We start from the raw sequence: 22,714 nt of genomic DNA on the forward strand, positions 1-22,714 counted from the left end.
GCCAGGCACCGCGGTGCCCGACGCCGCGGGACGGGGCGGGACGCGGCGGGACGGGACGCGGCGGGACGGGACGGGACGGGACGTCCGGCGTCGGTACCACCCGTGCCGGCCGCCGCCACGGGGTCACGGCCGGACGAGCACCGTGGCCAGCACCGGCGTGTCGTCGCCACCGGTGCGGTAGTAGGCCAGCGGCCGGACGAACGCCGCGCCGGGCCCGGCCAGCCGCAGGGCGGCCGTCCGCAGCGACTCGCCGTGGCGCAGGGCCCCGCGGGCGAGCTCGCCCGGCAGCGGGCCGGCGGCGACCTCCCCCGGATCGGGCCGCGGGCCGTCCGGTGCGGCCGACAGCACCACCACGACGGACGCGAGGGGGTCCGGTGCGCCGCGCAGCACCGGCCGCGCCATGGTGACCACGGGTACCCCGAGGTGGTCCGCCGTCCGGCCGGTGACCAGGTAGCCGTGCCCGGCGTACCAGGCGTGGTTGCCGGTCGACCGGCCGCCGGTCCACAGCGAGAACCCGGTCACCGACGGCCCGAGGTCGTCGTGCAGCCGCTGCAGCAGCGCACTGCCGATACCCGTACCCGCCACGTCGGGGGCGACGGCGACCCGGCCGATCCACCCGCGGCCGTCCCGCACGGTGCAGCGCGCGGCACCCACGAGTCGACCGCCGCGGGGACCCGCCAGCTCGGCGACCAGCACCCGGGTGCCGCCGTCGGTCAGCGCCGCCCGCACTTCGGTCAGGGTCTCGACGAGCGGCGGCAGGTGCGGGGTGTCGTGGGCCTGGGCCTCGGTGACGAACGCGGCACGCTGCACGGTGAGGATCTCGCCGGCGTCCGCCGGGTCCGCGGCGCGGAGCAGCAGCGGCGGCGACACCGCAGGGCCCGCCGTCACGGCGCCGCGGGCACGGGCCGCCCCAGGCCGTCCAGCACCTCGGCGGTGGGCAGGGCGCCGAGCGAGGCACCATCCAGCACCAGCTTGGAACCGCGCACCCCGGAGCCGATGACCACCGGGCCGGCCGCGGCGACCGCGGAGTCCACCAGCACCGGCCAGCCGGCCGGCAGCCCGACCGGGGTGATGCCGCCGTACTCCATGGCGGTCGCGGCCACCGTCTCGTCGTGCCCGCCGAACGACACCTTGCGGACGTCCATCCGGCGGCGGACGGCGCCGTTGACGTCGGCCCTCGTCGTGGCCAGCACCACCGCCGCGGCCCAGCGCACCTCGCCCTCCCGGCGGCCGGAGACGACGACGCAGTTGGCACTGCGCTCCGCCGGCACGTCGTAGGCCGCGCAGAACGCGGCGGTGTCGGCGAGCGCCGGATCGATCGCGGCGACGAGCACGGCGAGGTGGGCGGGGTCGCCCAGGTCGCCGCGCCGCAACGCCTGCAGCACGGGCTCGGCCACCAGGTCCGGCCGGTCCAGGACCGGCACGGCGTCCAGGGCTGGGAAGGCTGCGGCCAAGACAGTGGCCAGGACAGTGCCCCGGACAGGGGCGGGCGCCGGGGACGGCCCGGCGGGCTCGGCGGTCATGCCGGCCACTCTGACACGGGTGCCCGTGGGCGTGGGCGGCTGACCGGCGTGGCGCTGTGCGCAACGACGGTCAGCGGGCCACCCCCGACCCGGCGGGGGTCGGGCCCGGCTGCGCCGTGGCGGTGTCGGAGTGCGCAGGGGCGGCGTCGGAGTGCGCAGGGGCGGCGGGTCCCAGCCAGCCGAGCCCGCGCAGGTCGATCGGACCGGCCTGCAGGTGCCGGCCGAGCGGCCGGTCGTCGACCAGGCGACCGTCGTCCACCACCACCCGGCCGCCGACCAGCACCGTCGTCGGCCGGCCGGTCAGCCACATGCCCTCGTACGGCGTGTAGTCCGTGGCCATGTGCAGGTCCGCGGCCGTCACCTGCCACCGGGCGTCGGGATCCCACAGCACGACGTCGGCGTCCGCGCCCGGCATCAGCGATCCCTTGCGCGGGTACAGGCCGTTGGTGCGGGCCGGGTTCGCCGCGGTCAGCTCGACGAAGCGTGGTAGCGGCAGACCCTGGTCGACGACGTACCGGGAGAAGACGACCGGCAACCGGGTCTCGACGCCCGGCAACCCGTTCGGCATCTGCCGCACGTCGTGCCGGTGCGCGCGCTTCTGGGCCAGGTCGTAGCAGCAGTGGTCGGAACCGATCGTGCTGATCTCGCCGGTGAACAGGTGCCGGCCCAGGGCGGCCACGGTGGCGGCCGGCCGCAGCGGCGGGCAGCACACGAACCGCTCGGGTTCCTCGCCGGAGTAGCGCGTCTCGTCCAGCACCAGGTGGTGCGCGACGGACTCGGTGAAGGCGGCCAGCCCCCGCCGGCGGGCGGCGGCGACCAACTCGACGGCCTCGGGTGTCGACTGGTGCACGAAGTACACGGGCGCACCCTGCGACTCCGCGATGGCGAGGATGGCTGCCACCGAGGCGGTCTCGGCCAGCTCCGGACGGGTGTCCGGCATGTGCCCGGCGTCCACGCCGCCGCGGGTCTGCGCCCGGTGCTGCGCGTCCTCGACGATCGGGTTCGACTCGCAGTGGATGACGACCATGCCGTCCCCGCCGCGCAGGGCGTGCATGGTGGCCAGGATGGTGTCCTCGTCGGCCATCGTCTCGCCGCGGTAGGTGGTGAACATCTTCACCGTGCGGATGCCGTCGGCGGCCAGCGACCGGAGCTGGTCGGCGGTGGTGTCGTCCCACTCGACCACGCAGGCGTGCAGCGCGGCGTCGCACAGACCCTCGGTCGCCTTGGCGCGCTGCCGGTGGGCCGCGTCGATCGGCGACTGCCCGGGACGCGGGATGGCGAAGTCGACGATCGTCGTCGTGCCGCCGAAGACGGCGGCGGTCGTGCACTGCCGGTAGTCGTCGAGCGAGGTCCACTCGCCGGAGGTGAACCCGACGTGGCAGTGCGGATCGACGCCGCCGGGGAGCACCAGCCGGCCCGAGGCGTCGACCACCCGGGCGGCCGCCGCACCGTCGGGCCGATCGCCCGGTCGCAGCAGCGCCTGCACCACGCCGTCCCGGATCCACAGGTCCGCCGGTCCCTGCCACGCCGAGTCCACGACGGTGCCGCCGCGGACCAGCACGTCGACGCTCACCGCTGCCGCCCGATCGCCGCCAGGTACGCCAGCCAGCCGCCGCGGTCGGTGATGTCCACGACGCCCGGCAGGTCCAGCGCGTCCGCGCGCATCCGCATCGAGAGCGAGCCGGAACCGTCCTCCAGCTCGATGACGCCGAGCTCCAGCTCGAGAGGTTCCTGCGGCAGCAGGCCCTCCCGCAGCACCGCGTACGAGACCACGTACACCTCACCCGGTACCGACGTCCCACCGCTGTCGACCGGGTGCAGGCCGGGGAACTCGTCGCGCACCGAGTAGAAGCGGTACCGGGGCGCGGTCCGCACCGGTCCCAGCAGGCGGCCGCCGGCCAGCGCGCCGTTCAGGCTGCCCCCGGACAGTGCCTGCCCGTTGACGAACATCCGGACCTCGTCGCCGTCCATGCGGGTCTCCTCCCGGTCTGCACCTGTGCGGTGTCGTGCCGTCCGTGTGGCTGTCGTTCCGTCGCGCTGGATCCGCGACCCGGCGCCGGCGCTCCCGGTGCAGTGTCGGTCACCGTCGTTGCCGGGCCGTTGCAGTGCTGTTGCCGCGAGCCGGGTGTCGCCGGTGGCCCGGCCCGCTCAGGTGGCCACCGCGCGCAGCCGTTCCCTGGCCACCGCAGGGTCCGGGACCGGGACCGCGGCCAGCAGCGAGCGGGTGTACGGGTGCTGCGGGTGCTCGTAGACCTGGTCGCGGTCGCCGATCTCGACGATCCTGCCCTGCTCCATCACGGCGACCCGCTCGCACAGGTACCGGACCACGGCCAGATCGTGCGCGATGAACAGCAGGGACAGCCCGAACCGCCCGCGCAGCTCGTTGAACAGGTTCAACACCTGCGCCTGCACCGAGACGTCCAGCGACGAGACCGGCTCGTCGCAGACGAGCAGCCGCGGGCGCACCGCCAAGGCGCGGGCGATCGCGATGCGCTGCCGCTGGCCGCCGGAGAAGGACTGCGGGTGCCGGTCCAGGTCGGTGCCGCCCATGCCGACCGTCTCGAGCAGCTCGGCGGCGGCCGCCCGCAGCTTCGCCCGGGAGCGGGCGACGCGGTGCACGACCAGGGGCTCGCCGACGAGCTGCGCGACGGTCATCCGGGGGTCGAGCGAGGAGTACGGGTCCTGGAACACCATCTGCATGACGCGCCGCGCGCCGCGCACCTGGTCGCGGCCGCCGGCCAGGTCGTGGCCGTCCACGAGCACCCGGCCGGCGTCCGGCTGCAGCAGGCCGTTGACCAGCCGGGCCGTCGTCGACTTGCCGGAGCCGGACTCGCCGACCAGGCCCAGGCAGGCACCGGCCGGCACGGTGAAGCTGACGTCGTCCACCGCCGGCGCGCTGCGTCCGCGGAACGTCTTGGTCAGCCCCTGCACGACGAGCAGGTCGCCGGTCACCGGGTCACCTCCTGGGTCGGGGCGGCGTCCCCCGCCGCGGGTCCCGGCGTCTCCGGCGGCACCACGGCCAGCGGGACGGACGGGTCCGCGTCCAACCGCGGGACCGCGCCGAGCAGGCCCCGGGTGTACGGGTCGTGCGGCCGGGCGTAGACCTCGTCCACCGTCCCGCGTTCCACGACGCGGCCGGAGCGCAGCACCACGATGTCGTCGGCGAACCCGGCGACGATGCCCAGGTCGTGGGTGATGAGCACGACGGACATGCCGCGGTCGTCGGCGAGCCGCCGCAGCACCGCCAGCACCTGCGCCTGGACCCGGACGTCCAGTGCCGTGGTCGGTTCGTCGGCGATCAGCACCTCGGGATCGGCGATCACCGCGATGGCGATCACGACCCGCTGCCGCATGCCGCCGGAGAACTGGTGCGGGTAGTCGTCGAACCGCCGGGCCGCGTCCCGCACCCCCAGCTGGCCGAGCAGGTCGATGCCGCGCCGGCGGGCCTCCGCCCGGCTGACGCCACGGAACCGCAACGGCTGCATGATCTGCCAGCCGACGGTCATCACCGGGTTCAGGGCGGACAGCGGATCCTGGAACACCAGCCCGACCCGCGCGCCGCGGACGGTGCGCAGCCGGCGCCGCGGCAGCGCCAGGACGTCGGTGTCGCCGAGCAGCACGCGGCCGCTCACCCGCGCGTCCGGGTCCAGCCGGAGCACCGCCCGGGCGGTGACCGACTTGCCGGATCCCGACTCACCGACGACGGCCAGCGTCCGCCCCCGGCCCACGGACAGGTCGACGCCGTGCACCACCTCGGCTGATCCGGAGGCCGACGGGTAGCTCACCCGCAGGTCCTGCACGGTGAGCGCGGGACGCTGCTGCGCCGGTCCGAACGGCGCGTCACCCGGTGCGGTGCCGGACGACGGGCGCAACGGGACGGCGGCCGGCGCCGCGCCCCCGGTCCCCCGACCGGCGGTCACCGGGACCACCGCACGGTCGGATCGGTCCGCACCCGCAGCCAGTCCCCGGCCAGGTTGAACGCCACCGCGGTGACGGCGATGGCCAGGCCCGGGAAGAGCAGCGCCCACCAGGCCGTGCTGATGTCGTCCACCGCCGCGGCGATCATCGCCCCCCACTCGGCGGCGGGCACCTGGGCGCCGACCCCGACGAACGACAGGCCGGAGATGACCAGCATGACCGCGGCGACGTCCAGGGTGACCTGCACGAGCATCACCGGCACCACGGTGGGCAGCAGGTGCCGCACGACCACCCGGACCGGGCCGGCACCGATCGACCGTGCCGCCTCGACGTACTCGGCGTCGCGGTGCTGCCGGACCACCGTCCGGACCAGCCGGGCGTACCCCGGCCACCAGGTCAGGCACATGGCGACCACCGCCGACGTCAGGCTGGGCCCCAGCGACGCGGCCAGCCCCAGCGCCAGCACGATGGACGGCAGCGACAGCCCGATGTCGCAGATCCGCATCAGCACCTCGTCGACCACCCGGCCGCCCAGGGCCGCGGCCGTGCCGATCAGGACGCCCAGCACCGTCGCCACCACCAGCACGATCACGGTGGCCAGCAGCGTCTCCCGGGCGCCGGTCAGCACCCGGGAGAACACGTCGCGGCCGTTGACGTCGGTACCGAACAGGTGCGCCGCGCTCGGCGGCAGCAGCGACTGGCCGAGGTCGACGCGGTAGGGGTTCTGCGGTGCGATCCACGGACCGACGACCGCCAGCACCACCATCACCAGCGCGACGACGACGGCCACCCGCTCCAGGACCGATCCGGCCGGGCCGCGGCGCGGTCGCCGGCGGGCGAACCAGGGTCCGCGCAGCCCTCCGGGTCGCCCGTCGGCCGAGCCGGCCACGGCGGACCGCCGGGTCGGCGCGGTCACCGCTGCACCCCGGCGACCGGGACCGGCGCCGCCGCGGCGTTGTCGGCCCCTGCCTCGACGTCGGGCGCCGACGGGTCGGTCACCCCGGCCGGACCGACGGCCAGGTCCGGCCGGCCACCCACCGACAGCCCGGACACCGCCCGGCCTCCGCCGCGCAGCCGCGGATCCAGCGCCGGCTGCAGCAGGTCGACGACGACGTTCGCGACGATGAACACGACGCCGATCGCCAGCACGCTGCCGATCACGGCGTAGAGGTCGTTCTGCAGCACGGCGTTCACGGTGTAGGCGCCGATGCCGCCGCGGTTGAACGTCGACTCGACCAGCACCGTCGCGCCCAGCATCCAGCCCAGCTGCATGCCGACGATGGTGATGATCGGGCCGAGCGCGTTGCGCAGCGCGTGCCGGACCACCACCCGCCACTCCCCCGCACCGGTGGCGCGGGCCAGCTGGACGAAGTCGGCGTCCAGCACCGAGATCATCGAGGACCGCACGGTGCGCGCGACGACCGCGATGAACGGCGCGGCCAGGGTCACCGCCGGCAGCACCAGGTGCGCCAGCGCGTTGCCGAAGGTCGCCCACCGCCCGGTGACCAGGGCGTCGAAGGTGACCATCCCGGTGAGGTCGTCGACCCGGTAGCCGTAGGTCAGCCGGCCGGACAGCGGCAACCAGTGCAACCGGTCCGACAGCACCAGCTGCAGGATCAGGCCCAACCAGAACGCTGGGACGGCCGCGCCGAGCAGCACGACCACCCGCGTCAGGCCGTCGGCCCAGCGGCCCCTGCGGTAGGCCGCGAGCACCCCGAGCGGCACGCCGATGACGAGGTTCAGGAGCATGGCGGCGAGCACCAGCTCCAGCGAGACCGGCAGCACCTCGCCGAGGTCCGCCAGCACCGGCCGGTGGGTGACCACCGAGGTGCCCAGGTCGCCGTGCAGCAGCCGCCCGGCGTAGCGCAGGAACTGGCGCCACACCGGCTGGTCCAGGCCCAGCTGGCTCGCCACCGCGGCGATCTGCTCGGGGCTGGCGTTCCGGCCGGCGGCCGCCCGCGCCGGGTCGCCGGGCAGCACCTGGGTCATCAGGAAGGCGATCACCACCAGCCCGGCGAAGACCAGCACCATCAGCCCGAGCCGGCGCAGCACGACAGCGAGCACTCCACACCTCCTGACGGTCGGGGTCGGTCGGCCGCGCCGGGACGCGACAGCCGGGGGCGGGTGGGCCGGGTCGAGGGGAACCCACGGCCCACCCGCGTCTGTCAGCTGACCGAGATGGCGTAGACGTCGACGGTCTGGTGGTGCGACGCCCGGTAGGTGAACCCGGACAGCCGGGCGTTGTAGACGGCGACGGCCTTGGGGTTGGACATGTTCACCGCCAGCGCGTCGTCCATCACCTGTTGCTGTGCCTGCGTGTACAGCTGGCACCGCTGCGACTCGTCCGTCAGCTGCTGCGCCTTCTCGACCAGCGCGTCGTAGTTCTTGTCCGAGAAACCGCCCCAGTTCTGGCCGCCGCCGATGAACTTCGAGTCGTAGTTCACGTACATCACCGCATCGGCGTCCGGGTAGGCCGGGAAGGCGTAGATCATCCCCAGGTCCGGCGTCGTCTCCGGCTTGGCCACCAGCTCGGCGTACTGCGGGTAGGTGATCGCCTGCAGGTCGAGCGTCACGCCGATGTCCGCGAGGTTGGAATGCAGCAGCGCCGCGGCCTGCTCCATCTCCGCGGTGGCCTTGAGGTAGGTCATCGTCAGGTGCACACCGGACAGGCCGGCGTCGGCCAGCAGCTTCTTGGCCTTGGCCGGGTCGTACGTCGGCTGGTCCAGATCCTTGTCGGCGCAGCTCATCCCCGACGCCATCGGCCCGACGACCCGCTGCCCCGCACCCTTGAGGATCTTGTCGATGTGCTGCTGGTAGTTGTACGAGTACTCGATCGCCTGGCGCAGCGCCTTGTTCTGCAGCTTGCTGCCCGGATACATGTTGAAGAAGACCGACAGCACCACGTTCGTCGGTGCCTGGTCCACCTTGAACTGCGAGTCGGCGGCGAAGGACGCCCAGTCGTTCGGTGCGATGTCCATCGCCACGTCCACGTCGCCGTTGCGCAGCGAGGACTTCTGCGTCGACGCCTCGGAGATGTAGCGGAACACCACATCCTTGGCCTGGCCGGTGAAGCCGCGGAAGTAGCCGTCGAAGCGGGTGAACTCGGCCTGCTGGCCGTTGGTGTACTTGACCAGGCTGTACGGTCCGGAACCGGCGTCGTTGGTGGCCAGCCACTTCTGCCCGTCGTCGGAGCCGGCGTTCTTGGTGACCAGCGCCGAGTTCACGATGTACACCCGGGTCAGCGCGGACAGGAACGGCGCGTACGGGGCCTTGAGCGTGATGGCGACCTGATCGTCCGCGACCGCCTTGCTGCTGGCGTACGCCGTGGTGAACGACGCGACGCCGATGCCGAGCTTCTTGATGCGGTCGAGGGTGAACACCACGTCCTTGGCCGTCAGTGCCGTCCCGTCGTGGAACTTCACCCCGGGCTTGAGGTCGACCGTGACGGTGGTGCCCTTGCTGTCGACCTTCCAGCCCGACGCCAGGATGCCGGCGAGCTTGCCGGAGGAGTCGTAGCTGAGCAGGGTGTCGTACGCCGGGATGACCACCTCGTCGACGGTCGAGTTGTCCGCCTGCACCGGGTCGAACGTCGCCGGGATCTCGTTCTCCGCGATGATCAACGTGTTGGCCCTGGGATCGGTCGGGCCGGCGGGCGCTGCCGTGGAGCCGGTGGATCCGGCCGGGGCGGAGCCGGCCGTGGTGCCGCCGCCGGAGGCACCGCCCCCGGCGGTCGCGGCCGCGGCCGACGACGAGGACCCGGCGGACGAGGACAGCGGGGCGCCGCTGTCACTGCCGCAGGCGGACAGCAGCAGGGCGGCCGCCGTGCCGGTGGCGACCAGCAGGCCGGGGCGGGACCGGCGGGCGGAGGACCGCCGGGGCCGGTCGTGCGGGTGGTGGAGCGGCATCGCGGGACACCTTTCGACGGAGGTCGGTGACGAGTGGTCCGGGTGGAGGTCCGGATGGGGGTCCGGGTGGGTACCGGTCAGGACCCTGAGGACTCGACCGGCGCCGGGTCGGCGCCGGATCGGGGAGCGGCGTCGTCGCCGCGCTGCCGGGCCTGCCGCGCAGCGGTCGGCTCCCACCGGCCGTCGGCGTGCACCCGCAGCCCGTAGTCGCGTTCTGCGGCAGCGGGTGTCACGTAGCCCTCGGCGACATCGGCCACCACGGCGGCCGGGTCGCGGTCCAGCGGGTCGCCGTGGCCGCCGCCGCCGGCGGTGCGGTTGACGAAGCGGTCCCCGGCCGCCATCGCGGCCCGGTACATCCCGACGACGACCTCGCGGTCCGTGCCGGGCCAGATCGTCATGGCGCTGGGCCGGGGCTCGCGGCCGCCGTCCAGCGCCCACGGCGGGGTCTTGCTGCGCTTCTTCATCGACAGCACCTCGCCGGGCTCGGTGTACCGGACCTCGCGCAGCACGCCGACACCGCCGCGATGGCGGCCGGGGCCGCCGGAGTCCGGGATCAGTTCCAGCCGCTCGTGCAGCAGCGCGGCCTTGTGCTCGAGCACCTCGACCGGGGTGTTCCGGACGGTGGTCTGGCTCGGGTGCTGCTGGGCGTTGCCGCCGTCGTGGTCCTGCGTGGCGCCCCAGCCGATGCCCTCGTTGTTGCTGACCACGTAGTCCGCGCCGGTCCGGGAATCGCGGCCGAGCGCCATGAATCCCGGCTCGTCGCCGCCGGACGACGCCGGGATCGACCGGATCGCCGCGGCGAGCGCCTTGTGCATGAGCTCGAACGCCACGATGGCGCTCCACTGGGTGAAGGTGGCCGAGGGATACCGGGCGTCGAAGATCGAGCCCGGGTCGGTGACCACCTCCAGCGGCCGGAAGTGGCCGGCGTTGGTGGGCACGCTGCCGGTGGTCAGCTCCTTGAAGATGGCCTTGGCGATCCCCAGCGTCGACCCGATCGGCAGGTTCACCGGACCGGCGACCGCGGGCGAGGAACCCCGGAAGTCGGCGACCATCCGGTCGCCGTCCACGGTGACCGTGACCCGGATCGGGATGAGATCGTCGGTGACGTAGTCGTCGTCGATCCAGTCGTCGGCGGTCCAGCTGCCGTCCGGCAGGGCGGCCACCGCGCGCCGGGCCTGCGCCTCGCCGTGCTCGATCACCCGCCGGACGGCGTGCACCACCGTCCCGTACCCGAACTTGTCCCAGACCTCGGCCAGCCGGGCCTCGCCGGTGCGCAGCGCGGCCAGCTGGGCGTTGAAGTCGCCCAGCGTCAGGTCCGGCAGCCGCGAGTTGAACCGGATGAGCTCCAGGACGTCCCGGACCGGTTCGCCGCCGGCCACCACCCGGGTGCCGGGGAAGATCAACCCCTCCTGGTGCATGTCGGTCGAGTCCAGGACGTAGCCGGCGTCCTTGGCGCCCAGGTCCATCCAGTGCGCCCGGACAGCCAGGTAGGCCGCCGGGCCGGTGACGTCGGGGTGGAACACCGGGGCGAACAGCATGGCGTCGTAGGAGTGGGCGCCGCTCCAGTAGGGGTAGTTCAGCAGGTACACATCGCCCGGCGCCATCCGCTCCGGACCGACGTAGTCGGTGCCCTTGACGATCGCGTAGTCGTTGGCGCCGAGGAAGTGGGTGATCCCGGCCGCCTCCGCCATCAGCTCGAGATCGGCGGTGTACAGCGAGATGCCGAAATCCAGCACGTCGTAGATGACGGGGTTGAAGGCGGAGCGGACCAGCGTCCGGCGCATCTGCTCGGCGACCGAGACGACGTAGTTGCGGATCACCTCGACGGTGGCGCCGTCCAGCTCCGCCGCGCCGGCCGCCGCACCGGTGTCGCCCGTGGGCTGCCTGTCGGTCACTGGTCCTCCCGGGTCCGCACGAACAGGTGGCCGTACCGGTCCACCGTGAGCAGCTGGTCGCCGAAGACGACCGTCGTCGCCGTGCCCTCCTCGACCACCAGCGGCCCGGCGACCTGCTGGCCGGGCACCAGCGACTCGCGCAGGAACACCGCGGCGTCGACGGGTCCGCCGGCGGCCACGTCGTGGAACCGCCGGGTGCCGACCGGCTCCCCCGGCGTCCCGCCCGGCGGCAGCGGCTGCAACCCGGGTTTGGGCAGCTCGCCGGTGCCCAGCACCCGGACGGTCAGCACCTGCACCGCCTCCGGCATGGCGTGCCCGTAGCGGTGCCGGTGCAGGTCGTGGAACCGCTGCACCAGGTCCGCGCTGCGGTCGCCGGGGTGCAGCTCGACCGGCAGCGTGTGCTCCTGCCCGCGGTACCGGACGTCCAGCGAGCGCACCGACCGGCGCTGCGCCGGCTTGACGCCCTGCTCGGAGAGCATCTGCTCGGCCCGGGAGGCCAGGTCGTCGAAGACCGGCCCGAGCCGCTCCAGGTACTTGTCGTCCAGCGGCTGCAGCGCGGTGGCGGCGAACTCGAACTGCAGGTCGCTGCGGAGCATGCCGAACGCCGAGAACGCCGCCGGCACCTGCGGGATCACCGTCGTGGCGATGCCCATCTCCCGCGCCAGCATGGCGGCGAGCAGGCCGCCGGCGCCGCCGAAGCTGAGCAGCGCGAACTCGCGCGGATCCAGGCCACGCTCGACGGTGATCTCGCGCAGCGCACCGACCGACCGGGCGAGCAGCACCCGGAAGACGCTGGCCGCGGCGTCCTGCACGGTCATACCGAGCGGCCGGGCGATGCGCTCCTCCACGGCGGCCGCGGCGGCCGCCGTGTCGATCTCCATGGCGCCGGCGAGGAAGTGCGCAGGATCCAGGTACCCGAGCACGAGCGCCGCATCGGTGAGCGTCGGCTCGGTGCCGCCGCGGCCGTAGGCCACCGGCCCGGGCACCGCGCCGGCGCTGCGCGGGCCCACCTTGAGCAGGCCGTCGTCGACCCAGGCGATGGACCCGCCGCCGGCGCCGACGGTGCGGATGTCGAAGATCGGCACCTGCAGTGGGAACCCGTCGATCGCGGCCTCGTGGACCTCGGTGGGCCGGCCGTCGAGCACCACGCAGGCGTCCACGCTGGTGCCGCCGACGTCGAACGAGAGCACCTTGGGCAGCCCGAGCTCGGTGGCCAGGAACGACGCGCCGACCACGCCGCCGGCCGGCCCGGACAGGACCGTGGTCAGCGGCGCGGTGCGGGCGACGGACGACGTCATGGCGCCCCCGCCGGACCGCATGATGTGCAGCGGGTGGCCGAGACCGGCGTCGGCCAGCTCGGACTCGAGCCGGCCCAGGTAGTCCGACAGCACCGGCCGGATGTAGGCGTCGAGCACCACGGTGCAGGTCCGCTCGTACTCGCGGTACTCCCGGGTGATGTCCGACGAGACCGCCACCGCCACGCCGGGGTAGGCCTCGCGCAGCAGCGCGCCGGCCCGGCGCTCGTGCGCCGGGTTGGCGTAGGAGTGCAGGAAGCACACGGCGATCGAGCGCAGGCCCGCGTCCTCGACCAGCACCCGTCCGGCCTCGAGGACCGCGTCCTCGTCCAGCGGCAGAAGTTCGCGGCCCTGCGCGTCCATCCGCCCCGGGACGCCGAGCCGGTGCCGCCGCGGCACCAGCGGCGGCGGCGCCGCGTAGGAGAAGTCGTACATGTGGCTGGCCGGGATGGCGGCGCGGGCGATCTCCAGCAGGTCGCGGAAACCCTCGTTGGTGATGATGCCGACGTCGGCGCCGGCCCGCTGCAGGATGGCGTTCAGCCCCAGGGTGGTGCCGTGGGCGAAGGCGCCGACCTCGTCCAGCCGCGGGTGCAGGTCGGCCACCGCCGCCACCACACCCCGTGCCGGGTCGGCCGGCGTGGTGGACCGCTTGTGCAGCGTCATCCGGCCGTCCCGCTCGTCGAAGGACAGCACGTCCACGAACGTGCCGCCGATGTCGACGGCCAGCCGCAGGTGGTCCGCGGGCGCCGGCGTCATGCCGCGGCCCCGCCGGACAGGTCGTCGCGGACGGTCCGGCCCTCCTGCAGCACCAGCCGGGTGCGGCGGAGCGCCGAGACGTCCCGCGTCGGGTCGTCGTCGGTCACGACGAGGTCGGCCAGGTAGCCGTTCTCGACCGCGCCGATCCGGTCCGCCAGGCCGACAAGGCGGGCACCGTCCAGCGTCGCCGCGCGCACCACCTCCGCGGGCGAGAGCCCGGCGGTCACCATCAGCTCCATCTCGCGGACCTGGCAGACGGTGTCCTCGTACGGTTCCCCCGGCGGGTAGTCGGTCCCGGTGACGAAGGTGACGCCGCTGCCGGGGGTCTCGCCGCGGCCGTGGTCGACGATCCGCCGGATCGAGGCCAGGTGACCCGGTCCCACGGACACCGCGCGCTCGATCTGCCACGGCGTGAAGTGGTGCTCGGCCATCCACTCGGGGCAGTGCGTGACGGACAGCGTCGGCGTGACGAACACCCCGGCGTCCCGCATCACGGCGACGGTCTCCAGGTCGACGTCGTAGGCGTGCTCGAAGGAGCGGACCCCCGCCGCGACGGCCTGCCGGATCGCCGGGCCGTGGCCGGCGTGGGCGACCACGTACTTGCCGCGCTCCGTGGCGGCCCGCACCGCCGCCCGCATCTCGTCCTCGGTCATCTCCGCACCGACGAAGTCCTCGCCCTCGCGGGCGATCCCGCCGGTGATGAAGATCTTGACGTGGTCGGCGCCGGCGCCGAACTCGGTGCGGGCCGCCTTGAGGAAGCCGTCGTAGCCGTCGGCGACGGCGTCGGTGAAGCCGTGCCCGCGGCCGCCGGTCGTGGTGATCGCCCGACCCGCGGCCAGGATCCGGGGCGCCTGCACCCAGCCCTGTGCCGCTGCCCGGCGGATGGCGATGTCGGCGCGGTTGTGCTCGTCCAGGCAGCGCACGGTGGTGATGCCGGCCCGGAGGGCGTCGGTGGCCCGGGAGAGCCCGCGCAGCACGCTGACGTCCGCGCCCTCGGCCAGGTCGATCTCCTCGAACGGGTACACCGCCGTCAGGTGGGTGTGCACGGAGATCAGCCCCGGCAGCACGTGCCGCCCGGCGAGGTCGACGTCCCGACCCTGCCAGGGCGCGTCGGCCGGGCGGTCCAGGTCGACGACACCGTCGACGACGGTGACGGTCCGGCCCGGCGTGGTGGTGCCGGTCCGCACGTCCACCACCGTGGCGTTGCGCAGCCGGATCGACCGGTCGGGGCGGATCCGTTCCGCGGGGATGTGCATCCCTACCTCTTTCCGGTGTCGGTGTCGGTGGCGCCGGCGATGGTGCCGACGACGGTGCTGGCACCGGCGGGGTGCAGCGGCCCGTCCGCCGCGGCCACCAGGCGCGCGGGGCCGAGGTCGGCGACGTCCACCGGTGGTGCGATGCCGGTGACGGCGGCAGCCAGGACGTCCGCCCACAGCGGCGCGAACGTGAAGCCGTAGGTGCCGCCGGCGACCAGGAAACCGGGGTGGCCGGGCAGCGCGCCGATCACCGGCATCTCGTCCGGCGTCGCCGACAGCGGACCGGTCCACGCCCGCTCGGGTCCGTGGGCGGCCAGCAGCGGCAGCACCCGTGACGCCTGCGCCGCCGAGGCGGTGACCCCGGCGGCGTCCACGTCCGCGGTGCCGTCGGGACGCAGCGGCCCGGCCGGCCAGCCACCGCCGACCAGGAACCGGCCGTCGTCGGCCTGCTTGACGGACAGCCCCTGGGCCACGTGCTGCACCAGGTGGTCGAGCTGCCGGGGCGCGGGCGCCGAGCGGTACATCTGGATGGCGAGCGGTGCCAGCGCGACCTCGACGCCGACCATCCGGCAGATCTCGCCGAGCCACGGCCCGGCCACGTCGACGACGACCCCGCACGAGCGCTCGACGCCCCGGGCCTGGACCAGGAAGCCGTCCCCCGACGGGCGGACGGCGGCGACCGGCGCCTGCTCCAGGACCTCGACGCCGGCCCGCCGGGCGTCGGCCACCAGCGCCGGGGTGGTCACCGCGGGGTCCGCCCAGCCGTCCCAGTCGCACCAGGTGGCGGCCAGCACCGACGGCCCGAGCGCCGGTGTCACCCGCCGCGCGGCGGCACCGTCGACGACCTCGGTGGGGATCCCGGCCGCCGCCTCCCAGCGCTGCTTGCGGTGCAGTTCGGCGACGTCCTCCGCGGTCTCGGCGACCATCCAGCCGCCGGTCCGGTGCCAGCCGGTGCCGCTCGGGATCTCGTCCTCCCACCGCAGCCACGCGCCGTGCGCCGCCGCCTGCAGCGGGACCAGCCGCTGCACGTCGACCGGGACCCGCTGCCCGGGCCGCCGGGTGTGGATGCCCTGGATGTGCACGTTGCCCGCGGTGGCCGCCGACCCCTGCGACCCGGCCCGGCCCGATTCCAGGACGGTGACGGACAGACCCCGGCCGGCCAGGGTGCGCGCGGCCGCCGCGCCGAGGATGCCGGCGCCGACGACGACCACGTCGCAGGTCGGGGTCACCGCGGCGCCCCGGCCGGACCTGCGGCGGGCGCGGCCATGCGGGCGGCGTCGCGGATGCCGGAGTCGTCGACGACCGCGGTCAACCGGGCCAGCAGCCCGGGATCGGTCACCGGCAGCAGCGGCGGCCGCACGGTCCCCCCGGGTTGACCGAGGATCGACATGACGGCCTTGAGCTGCGGGATCGGGGTGGCGAATACGCCGCTGTAGTCGGGCCGGATGAGCCGGCCCGACAGGGCGCGGTAGCGGTCCACCCAGTGCGTCGCCGCCGCCGCGTCCCCGTCCGCGACGGCCCGGTAGTACGGCACGGCGAACGGCGCCCCGACCCCGCCGCCGTCGATGTTGCCGTCGCCGCCGAGGCCGAGCAGGATCGCCAGCCCGCGGCGGGACAGGAAGCTGCCGAACACCCGCACCTGATGGGTCAGGCGCTCGACCGTGTCGGCCATCGCGGGCCAGTCGCCGGTGCTGTCCTTGACCGCCACCACCTGCGGCAGGTCGGCCAGCCGCTGCAGCAGGTCCGGGTGGTCGTCCAGGTCCACCGCGACGCCGCGGGGCCAGTTGTAGACCATGAAGGGCAGGTCGGTCGCCGACGAGACGGCCCGGTAGAACTCGAGGACCTCGGCGGGGGCGGGGTGCACGTAGGGCGGCACGGTGGACAGCACGCCGTCCGCGCCGATGCCCGCGGCGTGCCGCGCCAGCTCGCCGGCCTCCGCCGCCGTGTACGCGCTGACGCCGACCACCACCGGGAACCGCCCGGCGGCGGCCGCGACGGCGACCTCGGCCACCCGCCGACGTTCGGCCGGCGTCTGGCTGAACCACTCGCCCGTGCTGCCGTTGACCAGGACGCCGTCCACCCGGTGGCCGGCGTAGAGCTCCATCAGCTCGGTCAGCGCCGCCTCGTCCAGCGCCCCGTCGGGCGTGAACGGGGTGGGCGCGGCCGGCCAGTAGCCCTGCCAGCTCACGTCGGTCCGGTCCACCACGTCTCCTGTCCGGCTCGTCCCGTCGGGGCGTCCGGTGCGGACGGCGTTGGGATCGATTGCACAGATTCCCGGTCCGGGCGCTCCGGGTCAACCGCCGAAACCGCGAATTAACCGGGGACAACGTCGCGGCAACACCATCCGGCGCACCCGGGGCGCTGCGGACCCGTGACCGGGACGCGACCGGCTCGACTGCGGCGCCGGCACGGTGGCCGGTCCGGCCCGCACGTCGCGCAAGGCTCCGCCGCGGCGGCCGCCGGCGGTCGCGCACGCACCGGGACCGACCTCCGACATGCCGCCCCGGCCGGCCCGGTCGGTCCACTACCGTGAGATCGATTGCAGACCGTGCGGGGCGGCACGAGGTCACGGAGGGGTGGGATGACGGTCACGCTGCAGCAGGTCGCAGCCCTGGCGGGAGTGTCCCGGAGCACCGCGTCCCGGGCGTTGAGCGGGTCGCCCGCCATCTCCGGGGAGACCCGCCGGATCGTCGAGCAGGCCGCCGGCTCGCTCGGCTACCGGCCCAACCGGATGGCCAGCGGCCTGCGGTCGCGGCGGTCCGGACTGATCGGCCTGGTGCTGAACAACCTGATCAACAACTCGTTCCACACGATCGCGGAGGTGGTGCACCGGCGGGCGGCTGCGGGCTCGTACCAGGTGCTGCTGTGCATCACCGACGCCGACCCGGAACGGGAACGCTCGGTGCTGCAGACCCTGGCCGACCACCGGGTGGACGGCGTCATCATCGCCGGCACCGGCCAGAACGCCCGGGTCACCAACGCGCTGCGCGAGCAGGGCACCGCGGTGGTGAACCTGATCCGCGCCCCGCGCGAGAGCTCCGCGCCGGCCGTGCTCGCCGCCGACCGCGAGGGTGCCGCCGACGCGGTGTCCTACCTGCTCGGGCTCGGCCACACCCGGATCGGCTACATCGGCGGCCCGGCCGGCACCAACTCCGGGGACGAGCGGTGGGCCGGGTACGCCGGCTCGCTGGCCGCCGCGGGACTCGCCGTCGACGACGGCCTCGTGCGCCGCGGACCGTTCGCCCCGGAGTTCGGTGTCGCGGCGGTCGACGAGCTGTTCGGCTCCGGCAGCGCGATGACGGCGCTGTTCGTCGCCAACCACGAGGCCGTGTTCGGCGCGCTGCCCGCGCTGAGCGCCCGCCGGATCCGGGTGCCCGAGGACCTGTCGCTGGTCTGCCACGAGGACATCCCGTGGCTGCGCTGGTGGAACCCGCCGGTGACCGTGGTCGACAACGGCGCCCGCGAGCTCGGCGAGCTGTCGATGGACGTGCTGCTGCAGCAGCTGGCCCGGCGGGACGGCAGCCGTCCGGCGGCCGGGAACGGGGCGCCCACGGCGGGCGGTGGCTCCCGTGCCACCGGCTCAAGCGGGCCCGCCGGCACGGTCGCCGGGCCCGCCCGAGCCGGTGGCACGGACGTCGCCGTGACCCTGCGGCCGGGGCGGACGTACCGGGTGGGCGCGCAGCTGGTGCTGCGCGGGTCGTGCCGGCCGTTCGCCGGACGGCCGGCGGGACCGCCGGAGCAGCAGGACGCGGCCGGCGCCGACCTCGGGACGGCGGCGTCGGGGACAATGGCGGGGTGACCGCCACCCTGCCCGTCGACGCACCGGCCGGCCGTTCCGACCGTGCCGCTCCCCTGCGGATCGGCCCGTACCCGGTGTGGCCGCCGGTGGTGCTCGCGCCGATGGCCGGCATCACCAACCGGTCGTTCCGCGGGCTGTGCCGGGAGTTCGGTGCCGGCCTGTACGTCTGCGAGATGGTCACCACCCGGGCGCTGGTCGCCCGGGACCGCAAGACCATGGAGATGGTCCGCTTCGGCCAGGACGAGCACCCGCGGTCGCTGCAGCTCTACGGGGTCGACCCGGCCGTGGTCGGGCAGGCCGTGCGGATGGTCGTCGAGGAGGACCTGGCCGACCACGTCGACCTGAACTTCGGCTGCCCGGTGCCCAAGGTCACCCGCCGCGGCGGCGGCTCCGCGCTGCCCTACAAGCGGCGGTTGTTCGAGGCGATCGTCTCGGCCGCGGTCCACGAGGCCGCACCCGCCGGCGTCCCGGTCACCGTGAAGATGCGGATCGGCATCGACGACGCCCACCAGACCTACCTCGACGCCGGGCGCATCGCTCAGGACTGCGGTGTCGCGGCGGTCGCGCTGCACGGCCGGACCGCGGTGCAGCACTACTCGGGCACCGCGGACTGGTCGGCGATCGCCCGGCTGAAGGAGGCCGTCACCGAGGTGCCGGTGCTCGGCAACGGCGACATCTTCGCCGCCTCGGACGCGCTGGAGATGATGGCCAGGACCGGGTGCGACGGCGTCGTCGTGGGCCGCGGCTGCCAGGGCAGGCCGTGGTTGTTCGCCGAGCTCGCCGCCGCCTTCGACGGCCGGCCCGCGCCCACCCCGCCCGACCTGCGGGCCGTCACCGCGGTGCTGCGCCGGCACGCCGAGCTGCTGTGCGAGGAGATGGGCGCGGACCGCGGGATCCGCGACCTGCGCAAGCACATCGCCTGGTACCTGAAGGGTTTCGCCGTCGGGTCGGACGTACGCCGCCGGCTCGGCATGGTCTCGAGCCTGGAGCAGCTGGACGAGTTGATCGCCGAGCTGGACCTGGACCAGCCGTTCCCGGAGGCCGCGGAGGGGCCGCGCGGCCGCCAGGGCTCGCCGCAGTCCCGCGTCGTGCTGCCCTACGGGTGGCTGGACGACCCCGACGAGCTGGTGGTGCCGGACGGCGACGCCGAGCTCGACACCAGCGGCGGCTGAGTAGCCAGCGGCGCGCCGTGCGCGGGTCCGGTGCGCCGCCGGGCGGCATGATCATCGCGTCCCGCCGGGACGGCGTCGGTGGGAGCGCAGGGGAGGCCGGCCACGATGGGCGAGGTGGCGCGCCGGGCTACGGCGGCGGACGCTCGAGCAGTGCCTCCTGCCGATCGGCGGGATGCCGCCGATGGTCGCCGGGCCGGCGGGGGCAGCGAGGGAGCCCGGCTCGGCCGGGCGGCGACCACCTCCCGACCCATCCGTGACCGCGTCCTCGCCGGCGTCCTGGCTCTCGTGACGCTGTCCCCCCTCGCCGCATGCACCGGCGCGTCGACCCCACCGGCGGGCGGCCCGACGTCCGGGACGTCCTCGGTGCCCACCTCGGCCGCGGCCGGCACGACCGCCGGTACCGACACCGGCACCGCGTCCGCTCCCGACCCGCAGCTCGTCGCCCGGGTGCGCGCGGTGTTCGACCGGCTGTCGGCCGCCGCTGCCGGCGCCCCGGCCGCCCAGCAGCAGCTCTTCCTGCAGGTCGTCGACCCCGGGCAGCTGTCCGTACAGCGGCGCTGCGTCGTCCCGACCGGCACGCTGACCTTCGAGCCGGCGTACGCCTACCTGGCGGCAGCACCGGACTGGCAGCCGGCACAGGGCACCATGACCGGCACGGTCTACTCGCTGCCCAGCCTGCTGCGGGTGCACCGGCAGGGCCGGATCGCCGGCACCGACCTGGCGGACCTGCACATCTCGGTCAGCGGCGACACCGTCCGCCTCACCGCGCTGTGCGCCGCGTGACCCTCCACCCACCGGTCACACCGGCCACATACCTGCGCTCCGTACCATGACGCCCGACGTGACACACCGCAGGCGCGCCGAGGCTCGCCCTCAGCCGGGGTCCCCGCAGGGGACGGTCGGCGGATCGGAAAGTGAGGACGGGTGAGCGACGCTCCGCGCGACGGCGGTGCCGCCGACCGTGGTCCGCAGGACGACGGCGGCTCGGCGCCGTGGGAGCGCCCGCGGCTGTGGAGCCAGCCCGCCCTGGACCCGGACCGGGTCGACGACCTCCTGTCCCGGCTCGGCGACGACCCGGCCGGGACCCGCCCGTCGACCGCTGCCGCAGCGACGGACACGACCGGCGCCGCACCGGCCGCTCCGGGCACGGGCCCGGAGACGGGCATCAGCCCGGACACCAGCCCGGGCCGCGACACGGACACCGACACCGCACCCGCGGCCGGCCGTGCCCCGCGCCCCGACGCGGCCGCCGCCGATCCCGACGCCACCGAGGTGCTGGTCCCTGCCGGCGCCGCAGCGACGCCGGCTCAGGGCGACCCGGCGGACGACGTTGGGGAGACCGGGGACACTGCGGTGACCGGGGATGCCGCCGGCACGACGACCCTGGTCCCCGACGACGAGTCCGGCGTCCGGACGCCCGGTGACGACGAGGACCGCACCCGTGTGCTGGCCACCCAGGAGCGGTCCGCCGCCGGGGACAAGGACGACGACCGGACCCCGTTGCGGAGCAGGCAGCCCGACGCCGGCGCACCGGCCGGGGACGCCCCGGACGGCCGCACCCAGGTGCTGGCCGGCGACGACGAACCCACCCAGGTCAGCGATCCCGCGGAGGGGGCTGCCGGTGCGGCCGCCGTCCGCGCGGCGCTGTCCCGCCGCGCCGCGTCCGCCCGCGGCGCGGGGACGGGAGCGCCCGGCGCTGCGACGGCCGGCGGCGGGACCGCCGGTGCGGCCGGCGAACTCGGCGAGGCACCGGACACCGCGTCGGGGACCGGCGGCGGCACCGTCCCGCCGCGCCGGATCCCACCGACCGGCGGTGCGAGCGGCGGTACGGGTGGCGCGGGAGGCGGCGGCTCCCGCCGGCACCGTCCCTGGCTGGTCGCCGGCCGGGCGGCCGTGGCCGTCGTCGCCGTCGTGGTGCTGGCCGTCTTCGGCGTGTACTGGAACATCCTCGACCGCGCCGACACCTCGATCCAAGACCGGCACGTCGCCGCCATCGACACCACCGACAGCAACATCGTCCAGCCGACCGCGACCGGCGACGTGGCGACGACCGCGGACACCCGCACCGCGACCGGGACCACGACGGGGGCCACCACCACACCGACCGCTCCGAAGGTCTACCAACCCGAGAACATCCTGCTGCTCGGCTCGGACACCCGCGCCGGCAGCAACGCCTCCGTCGGCACCGACGAGTCGCTGGAGGACGTCGCCAACTCCGACACCCTGATGATCGCCCACCTGTCGGCGGACCGGCAGAAGATCACCATCCTGTCCATCCCGCGGGACACCATGATCCCCGCGCAGCGCTGCAGGACCTGGGACGCCAACACCGGCAAGCTGTCCGACGAGGACGAGCCGATCTCCGAGGGCCAGCGCTGGCACATCAACTCGGCCTACTCCGTCGGCGGCCCGAAGTGCACGGTCACGGCCGTGCAGGCGCTGACCGGCATCCGGATCGACCGGGTCATCGGCATCGACTTCACCGGGTTCAAGGCCATGGTCGACGCCCTCGGCGGGATCCAGGTGGACATCTGCCGCCCGATCGTCGACGCCGAGCTGTCCACCATCGCGCGGTCGTCGGGCATGCAGACCGTGATCGGCCAGCAGGCGCTGGACCTGGTCCGCGCCCGCAACGTCGTCGGCGACACCCAGTCCGACCTGGCCCGCATCCGCCGGCAGCAGGTGGTGCTGTCGGCGATCCTGCGGCAGGTGACCGCCGCCGGCACGCTGCTCAACCCGACCAAGCTCGACGCCTTCCTGCAGGCCTTCACCAAGAACACCTTCACCGACAACGTCACCCTGCAGTCGCTGGTCGACCTGGCCGGATCGCTGGGCAACCTCGACCCGTCGCACGTCACCTTCTACACGCTCCCGACGGTGCCCAGCGAGACCGTCGACGGCGCCCTCGAAGTCGACGAGGGCAAGGCGCCGCAGGTCTTCGACGCGCTGATCAACGACCTGCCGCTGCCCGGGCAGACCAGCACCCCGGCGAAGACCACCCCGCGGTCGACGGCGACCAAGCCCACGACGACCCGCAGCACCGCACCCACCACGACCCGGCGGTCGACCACCGCCGGCACCCCGACGACCGGCAGCTCGTTGCGGGCCACCGACCTGTCCAGCGTGAACGCCGGCCAGCGGACCTGCGCCTAGAGTCCCCTCGCCGTTCACCCCGGGTTCACGGGCGCTCCCCCG

Annotated in this window: 18 protein-coding genes; 4 read left to right on the plus strand and 14 right to left on the minus strand. The window is 74.8% G+C overall.

Translation table 11 applies throughout. The features are described 5' to 3' along the window. Window positions 1-123 precede the first annotated feature (123 nt). The 14 genes from IEY37_RS19370 to IEY37_RS19435 form a co-directional block, all read right to left on the minus strand. Entirely contained in the window at window positions 124-888 is a 765-nt protein-coding gene (locus IEY37_RS19370) for a GNAT family N-acetyltransferase (RefSeq protein WP_229674665.1), read from the minus strand. After that, on the minus strand, window positions 885-1,523 hold the full coding sequence (locus tag IEY37_RS19375; protein ID WP_188944565.1) for a YbaK/EbsC family protein: 639 nt from the start codon (window positions 1,521-1,523) through the stop codon (window positions 885-887). Before IEY37_RS19375 ends, IEY37_RS19370 begins: the two co-directional genes overlap by 4 nt. Window positions 1,524-1,593: 70 nt before the next feature. Further along, a complete protein-coding gene (locus tag IEY37_RS19380) occupies window positions 1,594-3,096 on the minus strand; it encodes an amidohydrolase family protein (RefSeq protein WP_229674666.1) in 1,503 nt (500 codons plus the stop codon). After that, window positions 3,093-3,494, minus strand: coding sequence for an allophanate hydrolase-related protein (locus IEY37_RS19385; RefSeq protein WP_229674667.1), 402 nt, complete (start codon window positions 3,492-3,494; stop codon window positions 3,093-3,095). Before IEY37_RS19385 ends, IEY37_RS19380 begins: the two co-directional genes overlap by 4 nt. Before the next feature lie 177 nt (window positions 3,495-3,671). After that, a complete protein-coding gene (locus tag IEY37_RS19390; RefSeq protein ID WP_188944566.1) occupies window positions 3,672-4,475 on the minus strand; it encodes an ATP-binding cassette domain-containing protein in 804 nt (267 codons plus the stop codon). Beyond that, window positions 4,472-5,443: an ABC transporter ATP-binding protein gene (locus IEY37_RS19395; RefSeq protein ID WP_188944567.1), complete on the minus strand. Its 972-nt coding sequence runs from the start codon at window positions 5,441-5,443 to the stop codon at window positions 4,472-4,474. Before IEY37_RS19395 ends, IEY37_RS19390 begins: the two co-directional genes overlap by 4 nt. Continuing rightward, the gene (locus IEY37_RS19400) at window positions 5,440-6,357 is read right to left on the minus strand and encodes an ABC transporter permease (protein WP_188944568.1); all 918 of its coding nucleotides are present in this window, start codon (window positions 6,355-6,357) and stop codon (window positions 5,440-5,442) included. Before IEY37_RS19400 ends, IEY37_RS19395 begins: the two co-directional genes overlap by 4 nt. Then, window positions 6,354-7,505, minus strand: a complete 1,152-nt coding sequence (locus IEY37_RS19405) for an ABC transporter permease (RefSeq protein ID WP_229674668.1) — start codon at window positions 7,503-7,505, stop codon at window positions 6,354-6,356. Before IEY37_RS19405 ends, IEY37_RS19400 begins: the two co-directional genes overlap by 4 nt. Before the next feature lie 101 nt (window positions 7,506-7,606). Beyond that, window positions 7,607-9,346, minus strand: coding sequence for an ABC transporter substrate-binding protein (locus IEY37_RS19410; protein ID WP_188944569.1), 1,740 nt, complete (start codon window positions 9,344-9,346; stop codon window positions 7,607-7,609). 77 nt (window positions 9,347-9,423) lie between these two features. Beyond that, entirely contained in the window at window positions 9,424-11,241 is a 1,818-nt protein-coding gene (locus IEY37_RS19415; protein ID WP_229674669.1) for a hydantoinase B/oxoprolinase family protein, read from the minus strand. Further along, a complete protein-coding gene (locus tag IEY37_RS19420; RefSeq protein WP_188944570.1) occupies window positions 11,238-13,292 on the minus strand; it encodes a hydantoinase/oxoprolinase family protein in 2,055 nt (684 codons plus the stop codon). Before IEY37_RS19420 ends, IEY37_RS19415 begins: the two co-directional genes overlap by 4 nt. Beyond that, complete coding sequence (locus IEY37_RS19425) at window positions 13,289-14,548, minus strand: metal-dependent hydrolase family protein (protein WP_188944571.1); 1,260 nt, start codon at window positions 14,546-14,548, stop codon at window positions 13,289-13,291. The genes IEY37_RS19420 and IEY37_RS19425 overlap by 4 nt, the downstream gene beginning before the upstream one ends. A gap of 2 nt (window positions 14,549-14,550) precedes the next feature. After that, the gene (locus IEY37_RS19430) at window positions 14,551-15,777 is read right to left on the minus strand and encodes an NAD(P)/FAD-dependent oxidoreductase (protein ID WP_229674670.1); all 1,227 of its coding nucleotides are present in this window, start codon (window positions 15,775-15,777) and stop codon (window positions 14,551-14,553) included. Beyond that, window positions 15,774-16,751: a dihydrodipicolinate synthase family protein gene (locus IEY37_RS19435; RefSeq protein ID WP_188944572.1), complete on the minus strand. Its 978-nt coding sequence runs from the start codon at window positions 16,749-16,751 to the stop codon at window positions 15,774-15,776. Before IEY37_RS19435 ends, IEY37_RS19430 begins: the two co-directional genes overlap by 4 nt. 378 nt (window positions 16,752-17,129) lie before the next feature. Between IEY37_RS19435 and IEY37_RS19440 the strand changes: the two genes are divergently transcribed. The 4 genes from IEY37_RS19440 to IEY37_RS19455 all read left to right on the plus strand — a co-directional run bounded on the left by IEY37_RS19440 (window position 17,130) and on the right by IEY37_RS19455 (window position 22,672). Then, window positions 17,130-18,347, plus strand: coding sequence for a LacI family DNA-binding transcriptional regulator (locus IEY37_RS19440; RefSeq protein WP_188944573.1), 1,218 nt, complete (start codon window positions 17,130-17,132; stop codon window positions 18,345-18,347). Then, complete coding sequence (dusB, locus tag IEY37_RS19445) at window positions 18,344-19,519, plus strand: tRNA dihydrouridine synthase DusB (RefSeq protein WP_229674671.1); 1,176 nt, start codon at window positions 18,344-18,346, stop codon at window positions 19,517-19,519. The genes IEY37_RS19440 and dusB overlap by 4 nt, the downstream gene beginning before the upstream one ends. A 285-nt stretch (window positions 19,520-19,804) precedes the next feature. Continuing rightward, entirely contained in the window at window positions 19,805-20,302 is a 498-nt protein-coding gene (locus IEY37_RS19450) for a hypothetical protein (protein ID WP_188944574.1), read from the plus strand. 141 nt (window positions 20,303-20,443) lie between these two features. Further along, on the plus strand, window positions 20,444-22,672 hold the full coding sequence (locus IEY37_RS19455) for an LCP family protein (RefSeq protein ID WP_188944575.1): 2,229 nt from the start codon (window positions 20,444-20,446) through the stop codon (window positions 22,670-22,672). Window positions 22,673-22,714: the final 42 nt, after the last annotated feature.

Source organism: Nakamurella endophytica (assembly GCF_014646215.1).
In the GTDB taxonomy this organism is placed as follows: domain Bacteria; phylum Actinomycetota; class Actinomycetes; order Mycobacteriales; family Nakamurellaceae; genus Nakamurella; species Nakamurella endophytica.

Excerpts from the sequence above, each read along its gene's own strand:
- IEY37_RS19375 (WP_188944565.1), bottom strand. The coding sequence starts at position 1,523 with ATGACCGCCGAGCCCGCCGGGCCGTCCCCGGCGCCCGCCCCTGTCCGG.
- IEY37_RS19385 (WP_229674667.1), bottom strand. The coding sequence starts at position 3,494 with ATGGACGGCGACGAGGTCCGGATGTTCGTCAACGGGCAGGCACTGTCC.
- IEY37_RS19410 (WP_188944569.1), bottom strand. The coding sequence starts at position 9,346 with ATGCCGCTCCACCACCCGCACGACCGGCCCCGGCGGTCCTCCGCCCGC.
- IEY37_RS19420 (WP_188944570.1), bottom strand. The coding sequence starts at position 13,292 with ATGACGCCGGCGCCCGCGGACCACCTGCGGCTGGCCGTCGACATCGGC.
- IEY37_RS19425 (WP_188944571.1), bottom strand. The coding sequence starts at position 14,548 with ATGCACATCCCCGCGGAACGGATCCGCCCCGACCGGTCGATCCGGCTG.
- IEY37_RS19440 (WP_188944573.1), top strand. The coding sequence starts at position 17,130 with ATGACGGTCACGCTGCAGCAGGTCGCAGCCCTGGCGGGAGTGTCCCGG.